Source organism: Micromonospora sp. C97 (assembly GCF_018070385.1).
GTDB lineage: Bacteria > Actinomycetota > Actinomycetes > Mycobacteriales > Micromonosporaceae > Micromonospora > Micromonospora parva.
Window position 1 is genome coordinate 16,355 of record NZ_JAGPXU010000029.1, and the last position, 19,030, is coordinate 35,384.

The following is a 19,030-nucleotide window of genomic DNA, read 5'->3' on the forward strand; positions in this document are numbered from 1 at the left end:
GGCGAGCCTAACGGCGCTCAGCGACATCGACCGGGCCCAGCGAGTCGGATTGCTCAGCGGCTCGTGCTCAGTCGGCCAGCCGCCGGTACCGGAGGACCGAGAGTGGCAGGAAGACCGCCACCAGGACGAGCGGCCAGAGCACCGCCAGCCACGGGTAGTGCTGCGCAGCCCAGGAGTCACCACCCCAACCGGGGTTGCCGAACAGCTCGCGGGTGGCGCCGACGGTCGCCGACAGCGGGTTCCACGCGGCCACCGCACCGAGCCAGGCGGGCATGGTGGACGGTGCCACGAACGCGTTGGAGAGGAAGCCGAGCGGAAACTCCAGGGTCTGCACGGCCACCACGGCCGTCTGTCCACGGGTGACCAGCCCGAGGAAGATGCCGACCCAGATCAGGGCGAAGCGCAGCAGCAGGATCAACCCCACCGCCGCCAGCGTGGCCGCGGCCCCGCCGTGCGCCCGCCACCCGATTGCCAGACCGGTCAGCAGCAGGACTTCGAGGGTGACCAGCGCGAACAGCATGTCGGCCACCGCCCGGGCCGCCAGCGGCGCCAGCGGGGAAACGGGCATCGATCGGAGCCGGTCGGTCACGCCGCGCTCCAGGTCCTCGGCGACGGCCACCGTGGTGAGGCTGATGCCGAAGACCATGGTCATCACGAACATGCCGGGCATCAGGAACTCCCGGTAGCTGCCGCCGCCGGGCACCTGCAACGCGCCACCGAACAGGTAGGCGAACATCAGCACGATCAGGATGTTGAAGCCGAGCGAGGCGATCAGCGGGCCGGGGTCGCGTCGCCACCGGGCCAGGTTGCGCCAGATCAGGGTGCCGCTGTCGGCCAGGAGGGCGGGACGGCCGGGCGTCAGATCCACCGCCGGGGCCGGCATGCTCACCGCGCTCATGCCACCACCTCGGCGGTCGGTGCCCGGTCTCCGGTGAGGTGCAGGAACACGTCGTCCAGGGTCGGTCGGCGCAGCGCGACGTCCGCCACCGGGACGTTCACGGCGTCGAGCGCCCGCAACACGTCGACGAGCGCACCGGCCCGGTGACCGACCCGGACGCTCACCATCCGCCGGTCCACGTCGACAGTCGGTTCGTCCTCGACCGCCCGGCGGACCTCGGCGACGGCGACGGCGAGGTCGGTCGGCGCCGCGACGACCACCTCGATCCGGTCGCCGCCGAGCCGGGTCTTCAGGTCGTCCGGCGTACCCTCGGCGATCACCCGGCCGGCCTCGACCACCGAGATCCGGTCGGCGAGTTGGTCGGCCTCGTCCAGGTGCTGGGTGGTGAGCAGCACTGTGGTGCCGGTGCGCACCAACTCCCGGACCGACTCCCACACCTCGTTGCGCCCGCGCGGGTCCAGCCCGGTGGTGGGCTCGTCGAGGAAGAGGACCGCGGGGGCCAGGATCATGCCGGCCGCCAGGTCGAGCCGGCGGCGCATCCCTCCCGAGTACGTGCTGACCGGCTGCTCGGCGGCGTCGGCGAGACCGAAGCGTTCCAGCAGCTCGGCCGCCCGCTGCCGGGCCCGCCGGCGACCGAGGTGGAACAGCCGGCCGAAGAGCACCAGGTTCTGCCGACCGCTGAGCGCCTCGTCGAGCGCGGGATGCTGCCCCACCAGACCGATGCGGTAGCGCACCTGGTCGGGCTGGTTCGTCACGTCGAACCCGGCGACCTCGGCACGACCCTCGTCCAGCCGTAGCAGTGTGGACAGGATCCGTACCGAGGTGGTCTTGCCGGCGCCGTTCGGGCCGAGCAGGCCGCACACCGTTCCCTGCGGCACCCGCAGGTCGAAGCCGTCCAGCGCGTACCGCTCCCGGTATCGCTTGCGCAGCCCCTCGGCCGCTATCGCGTCGCCTCTTGTCGTCACAGCGCTCCCTCACCACGTTGTCAACACGCCTACCGTACAACATACGGTAGAGCGTACGGGAATGCTGAGCGCGTCGAAGCCCGCAGCACAGCGAGGGAGGTGAGAAGGGGGAGCCCGCCGGAGCCGGCGGGCACTTCACGGCTAGCCGGGCTCGTTGGTCCCTACCTGGCCCGCGACGCCGACGTTCAGCGGGTCGGCCAGGAGCTTGTCGAACGCCAACTCGGCGGCACCGATCAGGACCGCGTCGCGCCCGAGTGCCGCCGCACGCAACCGCAGGTGCTCACGGGAGGCCGGCAGTGGCATGGTGTCCAGGCGGTCCCGGACCACGTCCGCCCCGGCGGTGAAGATGTCGCGCAGCGCGCCGCCGAACACCACGAGGTCCGGGTTGACCACGTTGACCAGATTCGCCACGCCGAAGCCGAGCCAGTCCGCCACCTGCTCGACCGCCGCGCGGGCGGTCGGGTCGCCGTCCGCCGCCGCGCGCAGCACCTCGGCCACCGCCGCGCGGTCGCTCGGGTCACGGCCCGCGTGGCGCAACAGCGCGGCTTCGGAGATCTCGGTTTCCCAGCAGCCGCGTGAACCGCAGCCGCAGGGCAGGCCGTTGGGATTGACGACCATGTGGCCGACCTTGCCACTGTGACCCCGGTGGCCGACCACCAGTCGGCCACCGATGATGATGCCGGCGCTGATGCCGAGGTCGCCGTGCAGGTATATGACGTCGTCGACACCGACCGCGACGCCGCGCACGTGCTCGGCCAGGCCGGCGATGTCGGCAAGGTCGCCGGCCACGAAACCGGGGCCGGCGCTGAACTCCGCCCCCAGCGCGGCGCCGAGCGTCTCGTCCATGCTGGCGATCCGGATCCTGCCGTCCGGGTCGCGGGTGGTGTCGGTGACCCCGGCGGCGCCGCCGACCAGCAGCGCGTCGCCCACCACGGCGCGTTCCATGTCCCGGACCAGGTCGGCGAGGGGTCCGACGGCGTCGATCGCCGACATGCCGCTGGGTCGCGGGAGCTCCCGCCGATCGAGGATCTGCCCGCCGAGTCCGACCCGGGCGGCACGCAGCCGGTCGGCGTCGATACTCAACGCGTGGGCGTAGACCCGGTCGGAGCGGGGACTGACCACCAGTGAGGGGCGGCCGGCGCGGCGGGTGGTGGCCGGCGCCTCCTCGGTGACCAGGCCGCTGGTGACCAGGTCGGCCGCGAGGGCGCCGATGGTGCTTCGGTTGAGCCCGAGCCGGCTGGTCAGCTCGGCGCGGGACGTCGGTCCGTGCAGGTGGACGTAGCGCAGAACAGCGCCGAGGTTCTGCCGCCGGATCTCCTCCTGGCTGGCGCCGGGGAGCGACGGCAGCGGGGATTCAGCGTTGCGGCCGACGCCGGCTGGCCTGGACCGTACTGGTGCCGCCACGGTCAGACCTCCTTCCGGGTCGATGCCGGTTGGTGCGGGGGTGCACTGACGACGATGGGTCCCGGAAGAGGAGACCCGGGACCCATCGGCGTTGCTACCTACCGTGCGGTGATTACTTGGTGAGCGGCGCGAGCTTCGGGTCGTTGGCGTACGCCTCAGCCGCGTTCGCCTTGGTGACGGCGACCGGCGGGAGCAGGAACGTGTCGACGACCTTGCTGCCGTTGTTGTACGACTCGGTGTCGTTCACCTGCGGCTTGTCACCGGCCTGGAGAGCCTTGACCATGTTGATGGTCTCCTTCACCAGGTTGCGGGTGTCCTTGTTGATCGTCATGTACTGCTCGCCAGCGACGATCGACTTGACCGACTCGACCTCGGAGTCCTGACCGGTGACCACCGGGATCGGCTTGCCGGCACCCTTGACCGAGGTCAGGATGGCGCGGGCCAGGGTGTCGTTCGGGGAGAGGACGCCGTCCAGCTCCTTGTTGCCGTAGGTCGAGGTCAGCAGCTGGTCCATGCGGGCCTGCGCACCCTCGGCCTTCCAGCCCTGGATGGCGGTCTGCTTGACGTCCTTCTGACCCGAGGCGACAACGACGTTGCCCTTGTCGATCTCCGGCTTGAGCACGTCCATCGCGCCGTTGAAGAAGACACCGGCGTTGTTGTCGTCCGGCGAGCCGGAGAACAGCTCGATGTTGTACGGGCCGTTCGGCTTCTTGGCCTTCATGCCGTCCAGCAGGGCCTGGCCCTGGAGCTGGCCGACCTTGAAGTTGTCGAACGCGACGTAGTAGTCGAGGTCCGGCGTGTTGGTGATGAGCCGGTCGTACGCGATCACCTTGACACCGGCGGCGTGCGCCGCGGCGACCTGGGTCGACAGCTGCGCGGCGTCGGTGGCGCCGATGACGATGACCTTGGCGCCCTTGGTGGTCATGGCGGTGATCTGGGCCTGCTGGTCGGCGACAGTGGTCGACGCGCCCGCGTACTGCACGTCAGCCTGGAAACCGGCCTCCTTGAGACCGTTGGTGAACAGGTCGCCGGCGAGGACCCAGTTCTCCGAGGTCTTGGCCGGGAGGGCCACGCCGATCAGGGAGTTGGCCGCGAAGCCCTTGGCGGCCTCGCCGCCGGAGTCGCTGTCGCCGTCACGGCCGGAGCCGCAGCCAGCGAGGGCCAGCATGGCGGCGGCGCTGACCGCGACCACCGACGTGCCGAAGAATTTACGCATGGTGAGGACTTGCCTTTCTTGAGGTGTAACAGGGTGGTGAGGTCGGTGGCCGTCAGCCGGACACCGCTGCCTTGGCGGGCTCGCGCTCCGCGTCCGGCGGTGAGGCGGGTGGGGCGGAGTCGTCGCGGCGGAAGGGCCGCATCAGGCTCCCGATGATGGAGAAGCGCCCCTGGCTCTTGTTGTAGACGTCGATCGCGACGGCCAGCAGCAGGACCAGGCCCTTGATGATCTGCACCCGGTCGGTGCCGACGCCCATCAGCTGCAGGCCGTTGTTCAGCACGGCCATCACGAGACCGCCGACGATCGAGCCGCTGATGGTGCCGATGCCGCCGGAGACGGCAGCACCACCGATGAAGACCGCGGCGATGGCGTCCAGCTCCCAGCCGTTGCCGTCCTGCGGTCCGGAGGCCGCCGAACGGGCCACGAAGATCATGCCGGCCAGCGCGGCCAGGACGGACATGTTCATCATGACGAAGAAGTTGACCCGCTTGAGCTTCACGCCGGACAGCTCGGCCGCCCGGGAGTTGCCGCCCACCGCGTAGATGTGCCGGCCACCGGCCGTGTTGCGGGTGTAGAAGGAGTACGCGATCACCAGGACCAGCAGGATGATGCCCGAGATCGGGAAGCTGGTGCCGACGCGACCACTGGCGAAGCGCAGTGCCGCGAAGGCGATCACGCCGACCATGATGGCCATCCGCAGGATGGAGATCCACATGGGCGCCGGGTCGGCGTCCATCGCCCGCCGGGTCTTGCGGGCCTGGATCTCGCGCCACACCACTGCTACCGCTGCGGCCAACCCGAGCAGCAGCGTGGCGTTGTTGTAGCCGGTGTTCGGACCGAACTCGGGCAGGAAGCCGGAGCCGATCTCCCGGAAGCCCTCCGGCACCGGAATGGTGTTGGCGTTACCGATGTACTGGTTGCCACCACGGAACAGCAGCATGCCGGCCAGGGTGACGATGAACGCCGGCACCCCGATGTACGCCACCCAGAAGCCCTGCCAGGCGCCGATGATCGCGCCGATGGCGAGGCCGAACAGGATGGCGACCGGCCAGGGCAGCGACCAGTCGGCCATCGACTTGGCGACCAGGATGCCCGCGAAGGCGGCGACGGAGCCGACCGAGAGGTCGATGTGCCCGGCCACGATCACCATGAGCATGCCGATGGCCAGAATCAGAATGTACGAGTTCTGCTGGAACAGCGCGATCAGGTTGTCCGACCGCAGGGTGAGGCCATCGGTCAGGATCTGGAACAGGACGACGATCGCCACCAGGGTGAAGATCATCCCGAACTGGCGAGCGTTGGAGGTCGTGCCTCCAAACAGGTTCTTCTGAAGGTCCTTGATACGGCTCATCGGGTGGCCAACTTCTTCGTCGAGGTCATCTGCTTCATGAGGGTCTCCGGGGTCGCGTCCGCCCGAGCGATCTCGCCCGTGATGGCGCCCTCGAACACGGTGTAGATGCGGTCGCAGAGCCCGATCAGCTCAGGCAGCTCCGAGGAGATGACGACGACGCCCTTCCCCTGGTCGGCGAGCCGCTGGATGATGCCGTAGATCTCGTACTTGGCGCCCACGTCGATGCCGCGCGTCGGCTCGTCGAGGATCAGCAGGTCCGGGTCGGTGAACATCCACTTCGCCAGGACGACTTTCTGCTGGTTGCCGCCGGAGAGCTTGGAGACGCTCTCGTCGACCGTCGGGGCCTTGGTCCGCAACTCCTTGCGGTACGCCTCGGCCGCCTGGTATTCCTCGACCTCGCTCAGCACGCCATGGTGCGAGATCTTGGACAGCTTGGCCGCCACCGTCGACGACTTGATGTCGTCGAGCAGGTTGAGGCCGATCGCCTTGCGGTCCTCGCTGACGTACGCGAGCCCGTTGTCGATCGCGTCCGCGACCGACTTGAGGACGATCTCCTTGCCGTCCTTGATGATGGTGCCCGACTCGTACACGCCGTAGGAGCGGCCGAAGACACTCATCGCGAGTTCCGTGCGGCCCGCGCCCATCAGACCGGCGAAGCCGACGATCTCGCCGCGGCGCACCACGAAGCTCTCGTTCTTGCAGACCTGCCGGTCGGCGGAGATCGGGTGCCGGACGTTCCAGTTGCGGACCTCGAAGAAGACGTCACCGATCTTCGGGGTGTGGTCCGGGAAACGGCTGCTCAGCTCGCGGCCGACCATGCCCCGCACGATCCGGTCCTCGTCGACCCCGTCCGCCTTGACGTCGAGGGTCTCCACGGTCCGGCCGTCGCGCAGGATGGTGATCTGGTCCGCGATCGCCTCGATCTCGTTCAGCTTGTGCGAAATCATGATCGAGGTGATGCCGCGGGACCGGAAACCGCGCAGCAGGTCCAGCAGGTGACGGGAGTCGGCCTCGTTCAGGGCCGCCGTGGGCTCGTCCAGGATGAGCAGCTTCACGTCCTTGGCGAACGCCTTGGCGATCTCGACGAGCTGCTGCTTGCCGACCCCGATGTCCTTGATCAGGGTGTCCGGGTCTTCTTCCAGACCGACCCGGGCCATCAGGTCCAGCGCCATCCGGTTCGCGGCCTTCCAGTCGATCGCGCCCCGCTTGCGCGGTTCGTTGCCGAGGAAGATGTTCTCGGCGATCGACATCCCGGGAATGAGCGCGAGCTCCTGGTGGATGATCACGATGCCAGCGTTCTCGCTGGCCCGGATGTCGGAGAACTTGCTCTCCGACCCCTGATAGATGATCTTGCCGTCGTAGCTGCCGTGTGGGTAGACCCCGCTGAGCACCTTCATCAGGGTGGACTTGCCCGCACCGTTCTCGCCGCAGATGGCATGGATCTCGCCGGCGCGAACCACCAGGTTGACGTCGGAGAGGGCCTTGACTCCGGGGAACTCCTTGGTGATGGAGCGCATCTCAAGGAGGATCGGCACGTCGCTCATAGCTCGTACCACCTCGCCAACGTCATCGGTTGCCTCCGGAAGGTTGAACCTTCACTTGGTTTTGTTGTTGACGGCAACGTATTGCGGCCGGAGGGCTATCCGCAAGGCGAGAGACTGTTGAAAAAGTAACAATCCGGCAATATAGACGTAGCAGAGTATTCGCCCGTCACAGCCACCTCAGCAGCCCCTCCGGGCACCTTCGCCTGTCGGTGGCAACGTTGTCAAATGGAGCGCGACGCCGCTATCGACTCCTGCCACCCTCCCCAGGCCCGCCACCAGGCACGACCCCGCCAGGCGCCCGAAGAGGGCAGCGGGCGACGCGATCGGCCAGCATTGAATGATCTTGATCGAGCCGCAGGGCGGTCGACGCCCCCAGGACGGCACGACAGCCGTCGGCCGCCGGTGTGACCCACGCCTCTGCGCACGGGCCGAATCGACGATGATCGTCTCGTCAGGCCCCGGACCAGGAAGTGGACTGCTCTCCAACGTCCCTTACGGGCGAATCGGGGCGGTTCGCCAGCACCGCGCCCGCGCGGTGCCTGCCGGTCAGGACGGGCGCAGCACGGCCTTGATCACCCCGTCTTCCCGGCGGTCGAAGCGCCGGTACAACTCCGGGGCGTCGGCGAGGGTGCCGCAATGGGTGACGATCATGCTGGGCCGCGCTCGACCGGCGACGACCAGGTCGCGCAGCAGTGTGGTGTACCGGCGGTCGTGGGTGCGACCGAACCGGACCGCGACCCCCTTGGCGAACAGCGCCCCCCAAGGCGCGACCAGGTCCTCCTGGCCGTCAGCACCGGGGGCGGGGTGCGGGTCCCGGTCCGGGTAGACACCGGCTACCGCGATCGCGCCGGCGGCGTTGACCAGCCGGGCGGCGTCGGTGATGACCTGGTTCGGACGCTCCCGGTCCGGGTGCTCCCGGTCACGTGCCTGGAACCCGACCGCGTCGATGACCTTGTCGACCCCACCCAGCTTCTCCTCGCCGAGCGGCAACCCGGCCCGGGCCCGATCGGCGCGGATCTGCTCGACCGGGTCGCCCCGGCGGAAGTCGACAGGCACCGCGCCGACCTCGCCGGCCTTGTCGAGGCGGGCGTCGACGCCGTCGACGGAGTACACCACCCGGGCGCCGCGCAGCAGTGCCGAGTAGGCGCCGAGCAGACCGATGGTGCCGGCGCCGAAGACCGCCACGGTGTCGCCGGGCTCGACCTCGGCGAGGGTGGCGGCGGCGTGCCAGCCGGTGACGAACGCGTCGGCGAGCAGCACGAAGTCGTCCTCGTACGCGTCCCCCGGCTCGCCGGGCAGCGGCACACAGTTGGCGTCGGCCCACGGCACGCGCAGCAGGTCGGCCTGCGCACCCCGGTACGGACCCATCCCCGCGTACCCGTACGCCGCGCCCGGCCCCTCGGCCCGGGCCCGCAGGCAGGCCGCCGACAGCCCTCGGGCGCACATCACACACGTTCCGCAGAACAGGTGCGTGGGGATCACCACCCGGGTGCCCGGCCGCACGGTCTGCACCGCCGCGCCCACCTCCTGCACGACACCCAACGGTTCGTGCCCGAGCACCAGACCCGGCTCGGCGCTGGTTCGTCCGTCGTACATGTGCAGGTCGGTGCCGCACAGGGCGGTGGAGGTGATCCGCACCAGCGCGTCGGTCTGCGCCTCCAGTGTCGCGTCGGGCACCTCGCGCACCTCGACCGTCCGGACGTCGGCGTACACGACGGCTCTCATCACGGATCTCCTGTTCGGCGCTGGGCCCGGCGGTCTTCCCCCGGCTGCGCCGTTCATGCCGGGCCGGCCCCACGGGGCGGGCCGCCGGTGCTATCTTAGGACCCCTAAGTTTCCGCTTAACGAGACAAAGGTTCGGTATGCCACGGCAGGGTCTGACCAGCGCGCGCGTCTCGGCCGCCGCAGCCGAGCTGGCGGACGCGGTCGGCCTGTCCCGGTTGACCGTCGCGGCCGTCGCCCGACACTTCGGGGTCTCCGACGCCGCCCTGTACGTCCACGTCCGCAGCCGCGACGCGCTGATCGAACACGTCGCGGTGCGGGCGGCGGCCACGTTCGCCGACGCGCTCGCGCTCGCGGTGGCGGGGCGGGCCGGCCACCAGGCCCTCATCGGGTTCGCCGACGCCTGGCGCGCCTTCGCCGTGACGCACCCCGGGCAGTACGCGGCGACCCAGCTTCAGCTGCCGCCCGAGGTCGGCACCCGGTCGGCGGGGCACCTGCGCCTGATCGAGCTGAGCTACGCGATGCTGCGCGGGTACGGGCTCGACGAACCGGCACTCACCGACGCGGTGCGGTTCGTCCGCAGCACCTTCCACGGCTTCACCAGCCTCGAAACGGTCGACGGTTTCGGGCATCCTCGCAGCGTCGACGCGTCGTGGCAGTCGATCCTCGACGCGGTGCACACCACGTTGAGCAACTGGCCGACCGAGACCCGGGAGCAGCAGTGAACAGCCACGACCAGTCGATCGAGTCGACCGACGGGACCCGCCTGGTGGTACGACGCCTGGGCGTCGGGGACCCCGTCGTCCTGGTGCACGGCTCGGGTGGCGGGCTGCACTCCTGGGCCGCCGTCGCGGAGCACCTCGCCCACGAGCACGAGGTGTGGCTGCCGGCCCGGCGCGGCTACGGTCCCAGTGACGTCCCGGCCGGCACCAAGTCCTTCCGGGACGAGACCGCCGACCTGATGGCCGTCACCGAGTCGGCCCGCCGATCCTCAGGCCGACCGGTCCATCTCGTCGGCGCGTCCTATGGAGCGACAGCGGCGCTGCACACCGTCCTGGCCGATCCGCGCCCCGTCCGCTCGCTGGCCGTCTTCGAGCCGCCGCTCTTCGCGGCCGGGGCGGAGATCGCGCCGCCGCTCGACCGGTACCGCGCCGCCTTCGAGCGCGACGACGCCGCCGCGATGGCCGCGGCCCTGAACGACGTCACCCGGGTTCCGGCCGAGGTCGTCGCCGCGATCGCCGCCAGCGCGGGCGACCGGGTGCCCGACCCGGTCGAGGCGCGCCGCTCGGCGGTCGGCTGGCTGCACGACCTGGAGGCTCTCGCGCAGGACAGCACGGACATCAGCCGGTGGTCCTCGATCGGCGTACCGACTCTCCTCATGGCCGGCGCGGACACCTGGGAGCCGATGCCCACCACGATGGCCACCCTCGCGGCGACGATCCCGGCGGCCCGTTACCTCGTCTGGCCAGGTCAGTCGCACTTCGTGACGATGACGGCGCCCACCCTGGTCGCCGACGCGCTGCGGGAGTTCTTCGCCGAGGCCCCGCCGCTCTGACCCCACCCGCCCGCACGGCGGCGGCCGGTGGTGCACCGGCCGCCGCCACGGACCACCATCGGCTGACCGGACAACGGTCACTGACCGTCCACTCCGGGCAACACTGCGCGGTCACTCAGTAGCATCGACGAGTCACGATTTTCAGGCGGACCATTCCCCGACCGGATCGAGCACTCGCCATGACCACCGAGCAGACCACGTCTCCCCCGCGAGCCGGTGTCGGCATCGCCGCTCAGGGGCTGGGCCAGAGCGTGCGAGGCGGCCGCCAGATCCTGGCCGACATCTCCCTGAGCATCGCGCCGGGCGAGCTGGTCGCGATCGTCGGCGCCAGTGGCGCCGGTAAGACCACCCTGCTGGAGATTCTCGCCGGGGTGCAGCACCCGACAGCGGGCACCGTGACGTACGACGGCACCGCCGCTACCGGCGCCATCGGGGTGGTGCCGCAGGACGACATCATCCACCGGGAGCTGCCAGTGGCCCGCACCCTGCGGTACGCCGCTCGACTACGCCTCCCCTCCGCCACCGAGCCGGAGGAGATCAGTGACCGGGTCGCACAGGTGCTCGCCGAGCTGCGACTCACCGACCGGGCCGGCACGCCGGTCGGCCTGCTCAGCGGCGGTGAACGCAAGCGCGCCAGCATCGCCGTCGAGTTGCTCACCCGACCCGGCGTGTTCTTCCTGGACGAACCCACCTCCGGACTCGACCCGGCGATCGCCGTGGAGCTGCTCCGGGTGCTCCGCGCGCTCGCCGACACGGGAGCCACTGTCGTGCTGACCACTCACCAGGTCACCGACGTGGACCACTGCGACCGGGTCGTCGTGCTGACCCGTCAGGGCCGGCTGGCCTTCAGCGGCACCCCGGCCGCCGCCCGGGAGTTCTTCGGCCTGCGGTCCCTCGTCGAGCTGCACCTCCGACTCGACGACACCACCCGGCCCGCCGAGTGGCCCGACCGCTTCGCCGAACAGCGCGACGCCGACCAGCCGGCCGGAAGCACCACCGACCAGCCGGCCCGGAGCACCGCCGAGCAGCCGGCCCGGAGCACCGACGATGACGGCGGCGCCGTGCCGCCACCCCGGCGCGCCGGCCGGCTGCGCCAGTGGGCGGTCCTCACCGCGCGCAACGCGGAGATCGTCGCCCGCAACCGGCTGACGCTGGCGATCCTGCTCGGCTCCCCGCTGATGGTGCTCGGCATGTTCGCGCTGCTGTTCCGGCCGGGGGCGTTCGAGCCGAGCCGACCAAGCCCGACGGTGACCGTGATGATCCTCTTCTGGATCGCGTTCGGCGGCTTCTTCTTCGGGCTGACCTACGGGCTCCTCCAGATCTGCACCGAGCTGCCGATCCTGCGCCGGGAGCGGCTGGCCGGTGTCCGGCTGGCCCCGTACCTGTTGGCGAAGGTCGCGGTGCTGCTGCCACTGCTCGCCCTGGTGGACCTGGCGCTGCTCGGGGTGCTGCGCGGCATGGACCGGCTCCCGCCGGTCGGCGGCGCCGACTTCGCCGCCCTGTACGCGACCCTGCTGCTCTCCTCGGCGGCGGCGCTCGCCCTCGGCCTGCTCTGCTCGGCGGCCGTGTCCGACGCGGCGCAGGCGACGCTCATGCTGCCGATGCTCTGCTTCCCGCAGGTGCTGTTCGTCGGCGCGATCCTGCCGGTGCCGGCCATGGCTGTCGGCGGTCAGTGGCTCAGTTACGCGATGTCGAACCGGTGGGCGTTCGAGGGCCTGGGGCACACCGCCGGGGTGGAGCGGCTCTGGCGCGACGGCGGCTCCCCGCTCGGCCCGCCGCTACTGGCCACGTACGGCGACAGCTTCTCCCGACCGGTGTGGGTCGACTGGCTGGTGCTCGGCGGCTTCGTGCTGCTCTTCCTGGGCGCGGCCTGGGCGGTGCTGGTGCGGAGGGACTTCCGTCGTGCGTAGTGAGCCGGCCCCGCACACCTCCCCCACCGCGCTGCCGGGATACGCCGCCACCGGCCGGATCGACGAGCTGCGCGCCACCGAGTACCGACACCTGGACGCCGACGGGCGGGTGTACCTCGACTACGCCGGGGCCGGGGTGACGGCCCAGGCCCAGGTGCGCGCCCACCACGATCGGCTGCTCGCCGGCCTGTACAGCAACCCGCACTCGGAGAACCCGACCAGCGCGGCGGCCGGTTCGCTGGTGGAGTCGGCGCGACGCGCGGTGCTCGACTTCTTCCGCGCCGACCCGGCCGAGTACGCGGTCGTCTTCACCCCGAACGCCAGCGGCGCCTGCCGGCTGGTCGGCGAGGCGTACCACTTCGGCAGGACCGCGTCACTGGTGCTGACCTGGGACAACCACAACTCGGTCAACGGCATCCGCGAGTACGCCCGGTCCGCCCGCGGGTCCGTGCGCTATGTGCCGTTGGACGGGCCGGAGCTGCGGGTCGCCGAGTCGGACCTGGTCGCGGCGCTCGACGCCGGCCGGGGCCGCCTGGCCCGTCGGTCGCGTCGGCGCGGGCTGTTCGCCTATCCGGCACAGAGCAACTTCTCCGGCGTGCAGCACCCGCTGGGCTGGGTGGAGCTGGCCCACCAACGGGGCTACGACGTGCTGCTCGACGCTGCCGCCTTCGCGCCGACGAACCGGCTGGACCTCAGCGTCGTACGGCCGGACTTCGTGTGCCTGAGCTGGTACAAGCTCTTCGGCTACCCGACCGGCGTCGGCGCGTTGCTGGCCCGCCGTTCGGCGCTGGCCCGGTTGCGCCGGCCGTGGTTCGCCGGCGGCACCATCCGGGCGGTGAGTGTGCAGGGTGACTGGCACCGGCCGATGGACGACGAGTCGGCGTTCGAGGACGGCACGCTCAACTTCCTGAGCATCCCGGACGTGGAGTTCGGCTTGCGTTGGCTCGACTCGATCGGCGTGGACCTCGTCCACTCCCGGGTCGGCCTGCTCACCGCCTGGCTGCTGGAGCGGCTGGCCACCCTGCGGCACGACACCGGCGGGCCGCTGGTCGAGGTGTACGGGCCGACGACGGGTGCGGGGCGCGGCGGCACTGTGACGTTCAACCTCCGCCACCCGGACGGCACGGTGGTCGACGAACGGCTCGTGGCGCGGGAGGCGGCAGCTGCCGGCATCTCCCTGCGTACCGGTTGTTTCTGCAATCCCGGCGCGGGCGAGGGCGCGTTCGGGATCAGCCGGGCCGCGACGCGGCAGCGACTGTTGGCGGGGGTCGACACGATCGACCAGTACCTCGCGGCGCTGCGGCTGCCGACGGGCGGCGCGGTCCGCGTCTCGTTCGGACTGGCGTCCACGGCGACCGACGCGGAACGCTTCGTCGCCTTCGTCCAGTCGACCTACCTCAACCGTGGGGCCGGCGCCGAGTCACCACTGCCACCTCGGCTGCGCTGTTGACCGGGCCGGCCGGTCAGCCGACCTGGGCCACCGGTGCCGGGCGGTGCTTGATCTCCTCCATGAACGGGAACCGGGCGGTCAGCTCGGCGATCGTCAGGCCGGCCCGCCAGGCCGCGGCCACGTGGGCGACCTGCGCGAGGTCCATGACGTCACCGCGCGCGAGAACCTCGCCCGAGACCCGAAGGTCGATCATGAAGTATCGAGCCTGCGATCCCAGCCCCACGCAGACCACGCCCTCGTCGGAGTGCAGCTCGGCGCAGGTGAACCGGGCCCGCCCCTGCTCCGGCGCGGTCACCCGGCCGACATCGAGCCCGTGCCGGGCAGCGGTGTCGATGAGCGCGGGGGCCAGGCCACCCCGCTCGACCAGGTCCGGGTAAAGGCGCACACCCAGCGCCGTCGACGCCTCGCTCATGACTGACTCCCACTTCCTTGTGACAGAGACCAGCAGCGCGCAGGTTACGGAAACGTTTCCGGCACGCCTCGCCATCCTGTCGCGGGTGGACGCCCCACGGCAATAGGAAGGGTCGATTCGACCGCTATCGAGTAACAGTCGTGCCGCCGCCGAACTCCGTCGACGGGTCAGCGCCGTCCATCTCGGAGGCATCGATCGACAGCAGGTCAACGACAGCGGTCCGGCGCTTGCCGCTCACTGGTCAGCATCGGGCGGTAACGGACGGTCGTGGTATTGGAAACACTCTTGACAGAAAGCCACGATATCGACATACTTCGCTCCAGAGAGCGCTCTCTATCCTGGTCAAGCGCCTCCACCACCCCCACGCTGAGGAGCCTCCCGTGTTCACAGCCCGGCCCAGCCTCCGCTTCCGCCCTCTCGTACTCCTGGCGGTCGCCCTCGTCGCGACCACGACGGCGCTCGTCCTCCCGGCGCACCCCGACCGGGCCGAGGCCGCCATCGGCCCCATCACCTGGCAGGACGAGTTCAACTCCCCCGCCGGCACCCCCGTCGACCAGAACAAGTGGCGGTTCGACATCGGCGGCGGCGGCTGGGGCAACAACGAGCGGCAGTACTACACGAACAGCACCAGCAACGCCGTCCACGACGGCCAGGGCAACCTGGTCATCACCGCCCGTCGGGACAACCCCGCCAACTACCAGTGCCACTACGGGCGCTGCGAGTACACCTCCGCGCGGTTGCTGACGGCGGCCACCTTCACCCAGACGTACGGGCGCTTCGAGGCCCGGATCAAGATCCCGCGCGGCCAGGGCATCTGGCCGGCCTTCTGGATGCTCGGCACCGGCGGCGGGTGGCCCGACGCTGGCGAGATCGACGTCATGGAGAACATCGGCCGGGAGCCGAACACCGTCTACGGCACCGTGCACGGGCCCGGCTACTCCGGCGGCGGCGGCATCACGGGCAGCCGCACCCTCGGCGCGCCGCTCGCCGACACCTTCCACACCTACCGGGTGGACTGGGAACCGAACGTGATCACGTGGTACGTCGACGGCGTGCAGTACCACCGGGTCGATCCCGCTCGGCTCGGCGGCAACCGCTGGGTGTTCGACCACCCCTTCTTCATGATCCTCAACGTGGCGGTCGGTGGTAACTGGCCCGGCTACCCGGACGGCTCGACCCAGTTCCCGCAGCAGATGCTCGTCGACTACGTCCGGGTGTCCAGCTACACCTCGGGCGGGGGCGACCCGGGGGCCGGCACCAGCCGGATCCGGGGTGCGCAGAGCGGTCGTTGCATCGACATCCCCGGCGCCAACCCGGTGGAGGGCGCCAAACTCCAGATCTGGGACTGCAACACCACGGCGGCCCAGAGCTGGACCTTCGCCTCCGACGGGACCCTCCGCGCGATGGGCAAGTGCATGGACCCGGCCTGGGCCGGCACCGCCAACGGCACCGAGGTCAACCTGGTCAGCTGCAACGGCAACAGCGCCCAGCGCTTCACCCTCAACGCCGCCGGCGACCTGGTCAACCTGAACGCCAACAAGTGCGTGGACGTACGGGAGGCCAACCCCAACAACGGCGGCAAGCTGCACCTCTGGGACTGCCTCGGCGCGGCCAACCAGAAGTGGTCTCGCATCTGACCACCCGTTCACCGGTGGGCCGTCCGAGCGCAGCTCGGGCGGCCCACCGGTGTGTGTCCGCGTTCCCGGCAGACCGATTGGCGCGATGAACGCAGCGGCCAGGCTTGCGCCCTCTATGTTCGGATTAATCCATAATCTGGCCAGTTCCGGGAGTGAGCTCATGTCGCACCACCTCGATACGCCCCTCGCCGCCCAGGGCGGCCAGCTGTACATCGACGACCTGTTCGTCTTCAACGGTGACCGCGCCACTGTCTTCGTGATGGACGTGAACAGTTCGGTGACCAAGGCGGACATCAAGCGCGGCTTCCACGCCGAGGCGCGCTACGAGATCAAGATTCACATCAATGGCGCCGAGGCGGAGGACCTGACCTACCGGTTCGCCTTCGGCGAACCGGACGGCGACGCCCGGCAGGCCCTCCAGTTGTACGAGCTCACCGGGGCCGACGCCCGCGACGACGCCGCGATGGGCACCCCCATCGTCGAGGGGCGGACCGGCGAGGTCACGGCCGGCGGCAACGTGCGGGTCTGGGCCGGCCGGATCACCGACCCCTTCTTCATCGACCTCGACGAACTCGCCACCATCAACGGCGCGGTCAAGAACGGCTCAGTGGTGGACCGTTCCGCGTGGCGGGCCGACCAGGCCAGGAACAGCTTCGCCGGCACCACCGTCGAGTCGATCGTTCTCGAGGTCTCCCATGACGAGCCACTGCTGCGCGAGGGCACCGAGATCGGCGTGTGGTGTCGCACCCTGCTGGCCACCGACGCCGGCGGCTGGCGCCAGATCAACCGCGCCGGCCACCCCATGATGTGGCCGATCTTCTGGCCCCACGACACCGACTTCTCCGACCCCGCCAACTTCCGGCACCCCGGCAGCGACCTCGCCGAAGGCGGCGAGGAGATCGCGAACGCGGTCGCCGGGGTCGTCAAGGCGAACGGCACCGCGCCGGATCCACAGGCGTACGGCTGGAGCGTCGCCCGGCAGCTCTACCCCGACCTGCTGTCGTACACGGTCGGCACGGCAGCGAACTTCGGCTTCGCGGGCCGCAACGGACGGGGCCTGGCCGACAACGCGCCCGAGGTGATGTTCTCCCTGGTTCTCAACACCGCGACCACCTCCGGCCTCACCTCGGAGGTCACCAAGGCGGCCCGTTCCGCCACGTTCCCGTACGTGGTTCCGGCCTGAGGCTGCTCGCGGGGCTCGGCGGCCAGCAGGGCGCCGGCCCCTCGCCGAGACCGAACACGACCACCGGCCGACGACCGGGTGACGTTCGCGTCGTTCAGCCCGTTATGGGCGTTTTGCGTAGTTAGTCTCGGAAGCGCTTCCCAGGTTTTCTAGGACGAAGGAGACTCGATGCGCAGAAAGATTCTCGCGGGCCTGGCCGGCGTTGCCGCCGTCGCCGCGCTCGCCGGACCCGCCGCCGCGGACACCACGGGCAACACTGTCGTCACCCTCACCGTCGACGCCGCCGGTGGTCTGTCGATCACTGTGCCGTCGACGGCGAACATCGGCAACGGCGTGGAGGGCACGACCGTCTCCGGTCAACTCGGCCCGGTCACCGTGCTGGACCAACGCGGGTCGCTCACCCCCAACTGGACCGCCAACGTCATCTCCACCGACTTCACCACCGGCGGCGGCAGCTCCGGCGAGACGATCCCGAACATCAACGTCCTGTACTGGTCCGGCCCCGCGACGGCGACCGCCGGCGGCGGCACCTTCACACCGGGCCAGCCGACCTCCGCCGACGCGGTGGTCATCAACGTGCCCCGGACGGCGATGACCCACACCGGCGGCACCGGCAACAACTTCGCCACCTGGAACCCCACCCTGGTGGTGAACGTGCCCGTCGGCACCGTCCAGGGTGTCTACACCGGGACGGTGACACATTCGGTGTTCTGAGCCGCTCGGCCGGCTGGTGCTGCTGACCTCGGTCGCCCTCGTGGCGCTCGGGGTTTCGGCGGCACCAGCCGTTGCCGTGCGGGAGCAGCGACACGATCCGGCCGAGGAGGCCGCGATCAGCATCCGGATGCTGGACATCCCGGCGAGTCGGGTGCAGGATCCCCGCGCCCGGGTCTACATCGTGGACCACCTGAAGCCCGGGGCGACGATCAACCGCCGGGTCGAGGTGCAGAACACCTCCGCCGAGACGCAGAAGATCGAGTTCTATGCCGGCGCCGCGTCGGTCGAGAACAACGCCTTCACCGTGCCCGAGGGGCGCACCGGCAACGAACTCAGCGGGTGGATCCGGCTGAGGACCGCCGCGATGCGGCTGGACCCGGGCGAGCGACGACCGGTCGAGGTCGAGGTCGCCGTGCCGGAGAAGGCCTCGAAGGGCGAGCGGTACGCCGCGATCTGGGCACAGGTCACCAGCGCGACGGAAGGCGCCGGCAACGTCACCCAGATCCACCGGGTGGGCATCCGGGTCTACCTCGACGTCGGTCCGGGTGGTGAGCCGCCAACGGACTTCCGGATCGAGGGGTTGGCCGCGGAGCCCGGCACCGGCGAGTTCCCCGTCGTCACCGCGAAGGTCACCAACACCGGTGAACGCGCGCTGGACATGACCGGCACCCTGTCGCTGACCAAGACCGCGGTCCAGGCCGGACCGTTCAAGGTGACCAACGGGGTGACGATCCTGCCCGGCCAGAGCGGTCAGGTTCGGATCGAGGTCAACCAGACGCTGCCCGCGGGGACCTGGGACGTGCACGCGACGCTCGCCAGCGGCACTGTGCAGCGCACCGCGACCGGGAAGATCGTCCTTCCCGTCGCGGCGCCGATGACGGTCTCGGCCTCCAGCGGGCCGAGTTGGCTGGTCTACCTGGTCGGCGGGATCGCCCTGCTGGTGCTGGGCACCCTTGGTGGCTGGCATCTCGTCCGCAGGCACCGGACCCGGTTGGCCTGACGCCCGCACCACCGCAGAGACTGCCCGGCCGTTGCCTTCCAACGGCCGGGCAGCGGCGTCCCGCCAGCG

General features: G+C 70.4%; 16 protein-coding genes. 8 read left to right on the forward strand and 8 right to left on the reverse strand.

Going from position 1 to position 19,030, the window contains the following annotated elements:
- Positions 1–67: 67 nt before the first annotated feature.
- From KBX26_RS27095 to KBX26_RS27125, 7 genes are all read right to left on the reverse strand, one after another.
- The gene (locus KBX26_RS27095; RefSeq protein ID WP_210866688.1) at positions 68–898 is read right to left on the reverse strand and encodes an ABC transporter permease; all 831 of its coding nucleotides are present in this window, start codon (positions 896–898) and stop codon (positions 68–70) included.
- Positions 895–1,863, reverse strand: a complete 969-nt coding sequence (locus KBX26_RS27100) for an ATP-binding cassette domain-containing protein (protein ID WP_210866689.1) — start codon at positions 1,861–1,863, stop codon at positions 895–897. The genes KBX26_RS27095 and KBX26_RS27100 overlap by 4 nt, the downstream gene beginning before the upstream one ends.
- A gap of 141 nt (positions 1,864–2,004) precedes the next feature.
- Positions 2,005–3,267 carry an ROK family transcriptional regulator gene (locus KBX26_RS27105; protein WP_210866690.1) on the reverse strand — a complete coding sequence of 421 codons (1,263 nt, stop codon included), beginning with the start codon at positions 3,265–3,267 and terminating at the stop codon, positions 2,005–2,007.
- Positions 3,268–3,379: 112 nt separating this feature from the next.
- Complete coding sequence (locus KBX26_RS27110) at positions 3,380–4,483, reverse strand: sugar-binding protein (RefSeq protein WP_210857992.1); 1,104 nt, start codon at positions 4,481–4,483, stop codon at positions 3,380–3,382.
- Positions 4,484–4,535: 52 nt separating this feature from the next.
- Positions 4,536–5,834, reverse strand: coding sequence for a multiple monosaccharide ABC transporter permease (gene mmsB, locus KBX26_RS27115; protein WP_030335973.1), 1,299 nt, complete (start codon positions 5,832–5,834; stop codon positions 4,536–4,538).
- Positions 5,831–7,378, reverse strand: a complete 1,548-nt coding sequence (gene mmsA, locus KBX26_RS27120) for a multiple monosaccharide ABC transporter ATP-binding protein (RefSeq protein ID WP_030335974.1) — start codon at positions 7,376–7,378, stop codon at positions 5,831–5,833. Before mmsA ends, mmsB begins: the two co-directional genes overlap by 4 nt.
- A gap of 546 nt (positions 7,379–7,924) precedes the next feature.
- On the reverse strand, positions 7,925–9,103 hold the full coding sequence (locus KBX26_RS27125) for an alcohol dehydrogenase catalytic domain-containing protein (protein ID WP_030335975.1): 1,179 nt from the start codon (positions 9,101–9,103) through the stop codon (positions 7,925–7,927).
- Between the two features lie 137 nt (positions 9,104–9,240).
- Here KBX26_RS27125 and KBX26_RS27130 point away from each other — a divergent pair, with 137 nt between their 5' ends.
- The 4 genes from KBX26_RS27130 (at position 9,241) to KBX26_RS27145 (ending at position 14,015) form a co-directional block, all read left to right on the forward strand.
- Positions 9,241–9,825, forward strand: a complete 585-nt coding sequence (locus KBX26_RS27130) for a TetR/AcrR family transcriptional regulator (protein ID WP_030335976.1) — start codon at positions 9,241–9,243, stop codon at positions 9,823–9,825.
- Complete coding sequence (locus KBX26_RS27135; protein ID WP_210866691.1) at positions 9,822–10,655, forward strand: alpha/beta fold hydrolase; 834 nt, start codon at positions 9,822–9,824, stop codon at positions 10,653–10,655. Before KBX26_RS27130 ends, KBX26_RS27135 begins: the two co-directional genes overlap by 4 nt.
- 179 nt (positions 10,656–10,834) lie before the next feature.
- On the forward strand, positions 10,835–12,565 hold the full coding sequence (locus tag KBX26_RS27140) for an ATP-binding cassette domain-containing protein (RefSeq protein WP_210866692.1): 1,731 nt from the start codon (positions 10,835–10,837) through the stop codon (positions 12,563–12,565).
- Entirely contained in the window at positions 12,558–14,015 is a 1,458-nt protein-coding gene (locus KBX26_RS27145; protein WP_210866693.1) for an aminotransferase class V-fold PLP-dependent enzyme, read from the forward strand. Before KBX26_RS27140 ends, KBX26_RS27145 begins: the two co-directional genes overlap by 8 nt.
- A gap of 13 nt (positions 14,016–14,028) precedes the next feature.
- On the opposite strand, the gene KBX26_RS27150 is transcribed toward KBX26_RS27145, so the two are convergent.
- The gene (locus KBX26_RS27150; RefSeq protein ID WP_210863986.1) at positions 14,029–14,427 is read right to left on the reverse strand and encodes a hypothetical protein; all 399 of its coding nucleotides are present in this window, start codon (positions 14,425–14,427) and stop codon (positions 14,029–14,031) included.
- Between the two features lie 380 nt (positions 14,428–14,807).
- On the opposite strand from KBX26_RS27150, the gene KBX26_RS27155 reads away from it, so the two are divergent.
- The 4 genes from KBX26_RS27155 to KBX26_RS27170 all read left to right on the forward strand — a co-directional run bounded on the left by KBX26_RS27155 (position 14,808) and on the right by KBX26_RS27170 (position 18,961).
- Entirely contained in the window at positions 14,808–16,064 is a 1,257-nt protein-coding gene (locus tag KBX26_RS27155) for a glycoside hydrolase family 16 protein (RefSeq protein WP_210859041.1), read from the forward strand.
- Positions 16,065–16,224: 160 nt separating this feature from the next.
- Positions 16,225–17,247, forward strand: coding sequence for a DUF4331 family protein (locus tag KBX26_RS27160; protein ID WP_030335988.1), 1,023 nt, complete (start codon positions 16,225–16,227; stop codon positions 17,245–17,247).
- Positions 17,248–17,415: 168 nt separating this feature from the next.
- Entirely contained in the window at positions 17,416–17,961 is a 546-nt protein-coding gene (locus KBX26_RS27165) for a hypothetical protein (RefSeq protein WP_210859043.1), read from the forward strand.
- A gap of 16 nt (positions 17,962–17,977) precedes the next feature.
- Positions 17,978–18,961 (forward strand): hypothetical protein, encoded by a 984-nt coding sequence (locus KBX26_RS27170; protein WP_210859045.1) that lies wholly within the window; start codon positions 17,978–17,980, stop codon positions 18,959–18,961.
- Positions 18,962–19,030 lie beyond the last annotated feature (69 nt).

What these genes read in the sequence shown, in the direction of transcription:
- KBX26_RS27095 (WP_210866688.1), bottom strand. Translation starts at nt 898, where the DNA reads ATGAGCGCGGTGAGCATGCCGGCCCCGGCGGTGGATCTGACGCCCGGC.
- KBX26_RS27160 (WP_030335988.1), top strand. Translation starts at nt 16,225, where the DNA reads ATGTCGCACCACCTCGATACGCCCCTCGCCGCCCAGGGCGGCCAGCTG.
- KBX26_RS27125 (WP_030335975.1), bottom strand. Translation starts at nt 9,103, where the DNA reads ATGAGAGCCGTCGTGTACGCCGACGTCCGGACGGTCGAGGTGCGCGAG.
- KBX26_RS27140 (WP_210866692.1), top strand. Translation starts at nt 10,835, where the DNA reads ATGACCACCGAGCAGACCACGTCTCCCCCGCGAGCCGGTGTCGGCATC.
- KBX26_RS27165 (WP_210859043.1), top strand. Translation starts at nt 17,416, where the DNA reads ATGCGCAGAAAGATTCTCGCGGGCCTGGCCGGCGTTGCCGCCGTCGCC.
- mmsB (WP_030335973.1), bottom strand. Translation starts at nt 5,834, where the DNA reads ATGAGCCGTATCAAGGACCTTCAGAAGAACCTGTTTGGAGGCACGACC.
- mmsA (WP_030335974.1), bottom strand. Translation starts at nt 7,378, where the DNA reads ATGAGCGACGTGCCGATCCTCCTTGAGATGCGCTCCATCACCAAGGAG.
- KBX26_RS27150 (WP_210863986.1), bottom strand. Translation starts at nt 14,427, where the DNA reads ATGAGCGAGGCGTCGACGGCGCTGGGTGTGCGCCTTTACCCGGACCTG.
- KBX26_RS27130 (WP_030335976.1), top strand. Translation starts at nt 9,241, where the DNA reads ATGCCACGGCAGGGTCTGACCAGCGCGCGCGTCTCGGCCGCCGCAGCC.
- KBX26_RS27110 (WP_210857992.1), bottom strand. Translation starts at nt 4,483, where the DNA reads ATGCGTAAATTCTTCGGCACGTCGGTGGTCGCGGTCAGCGCCGCCGCC.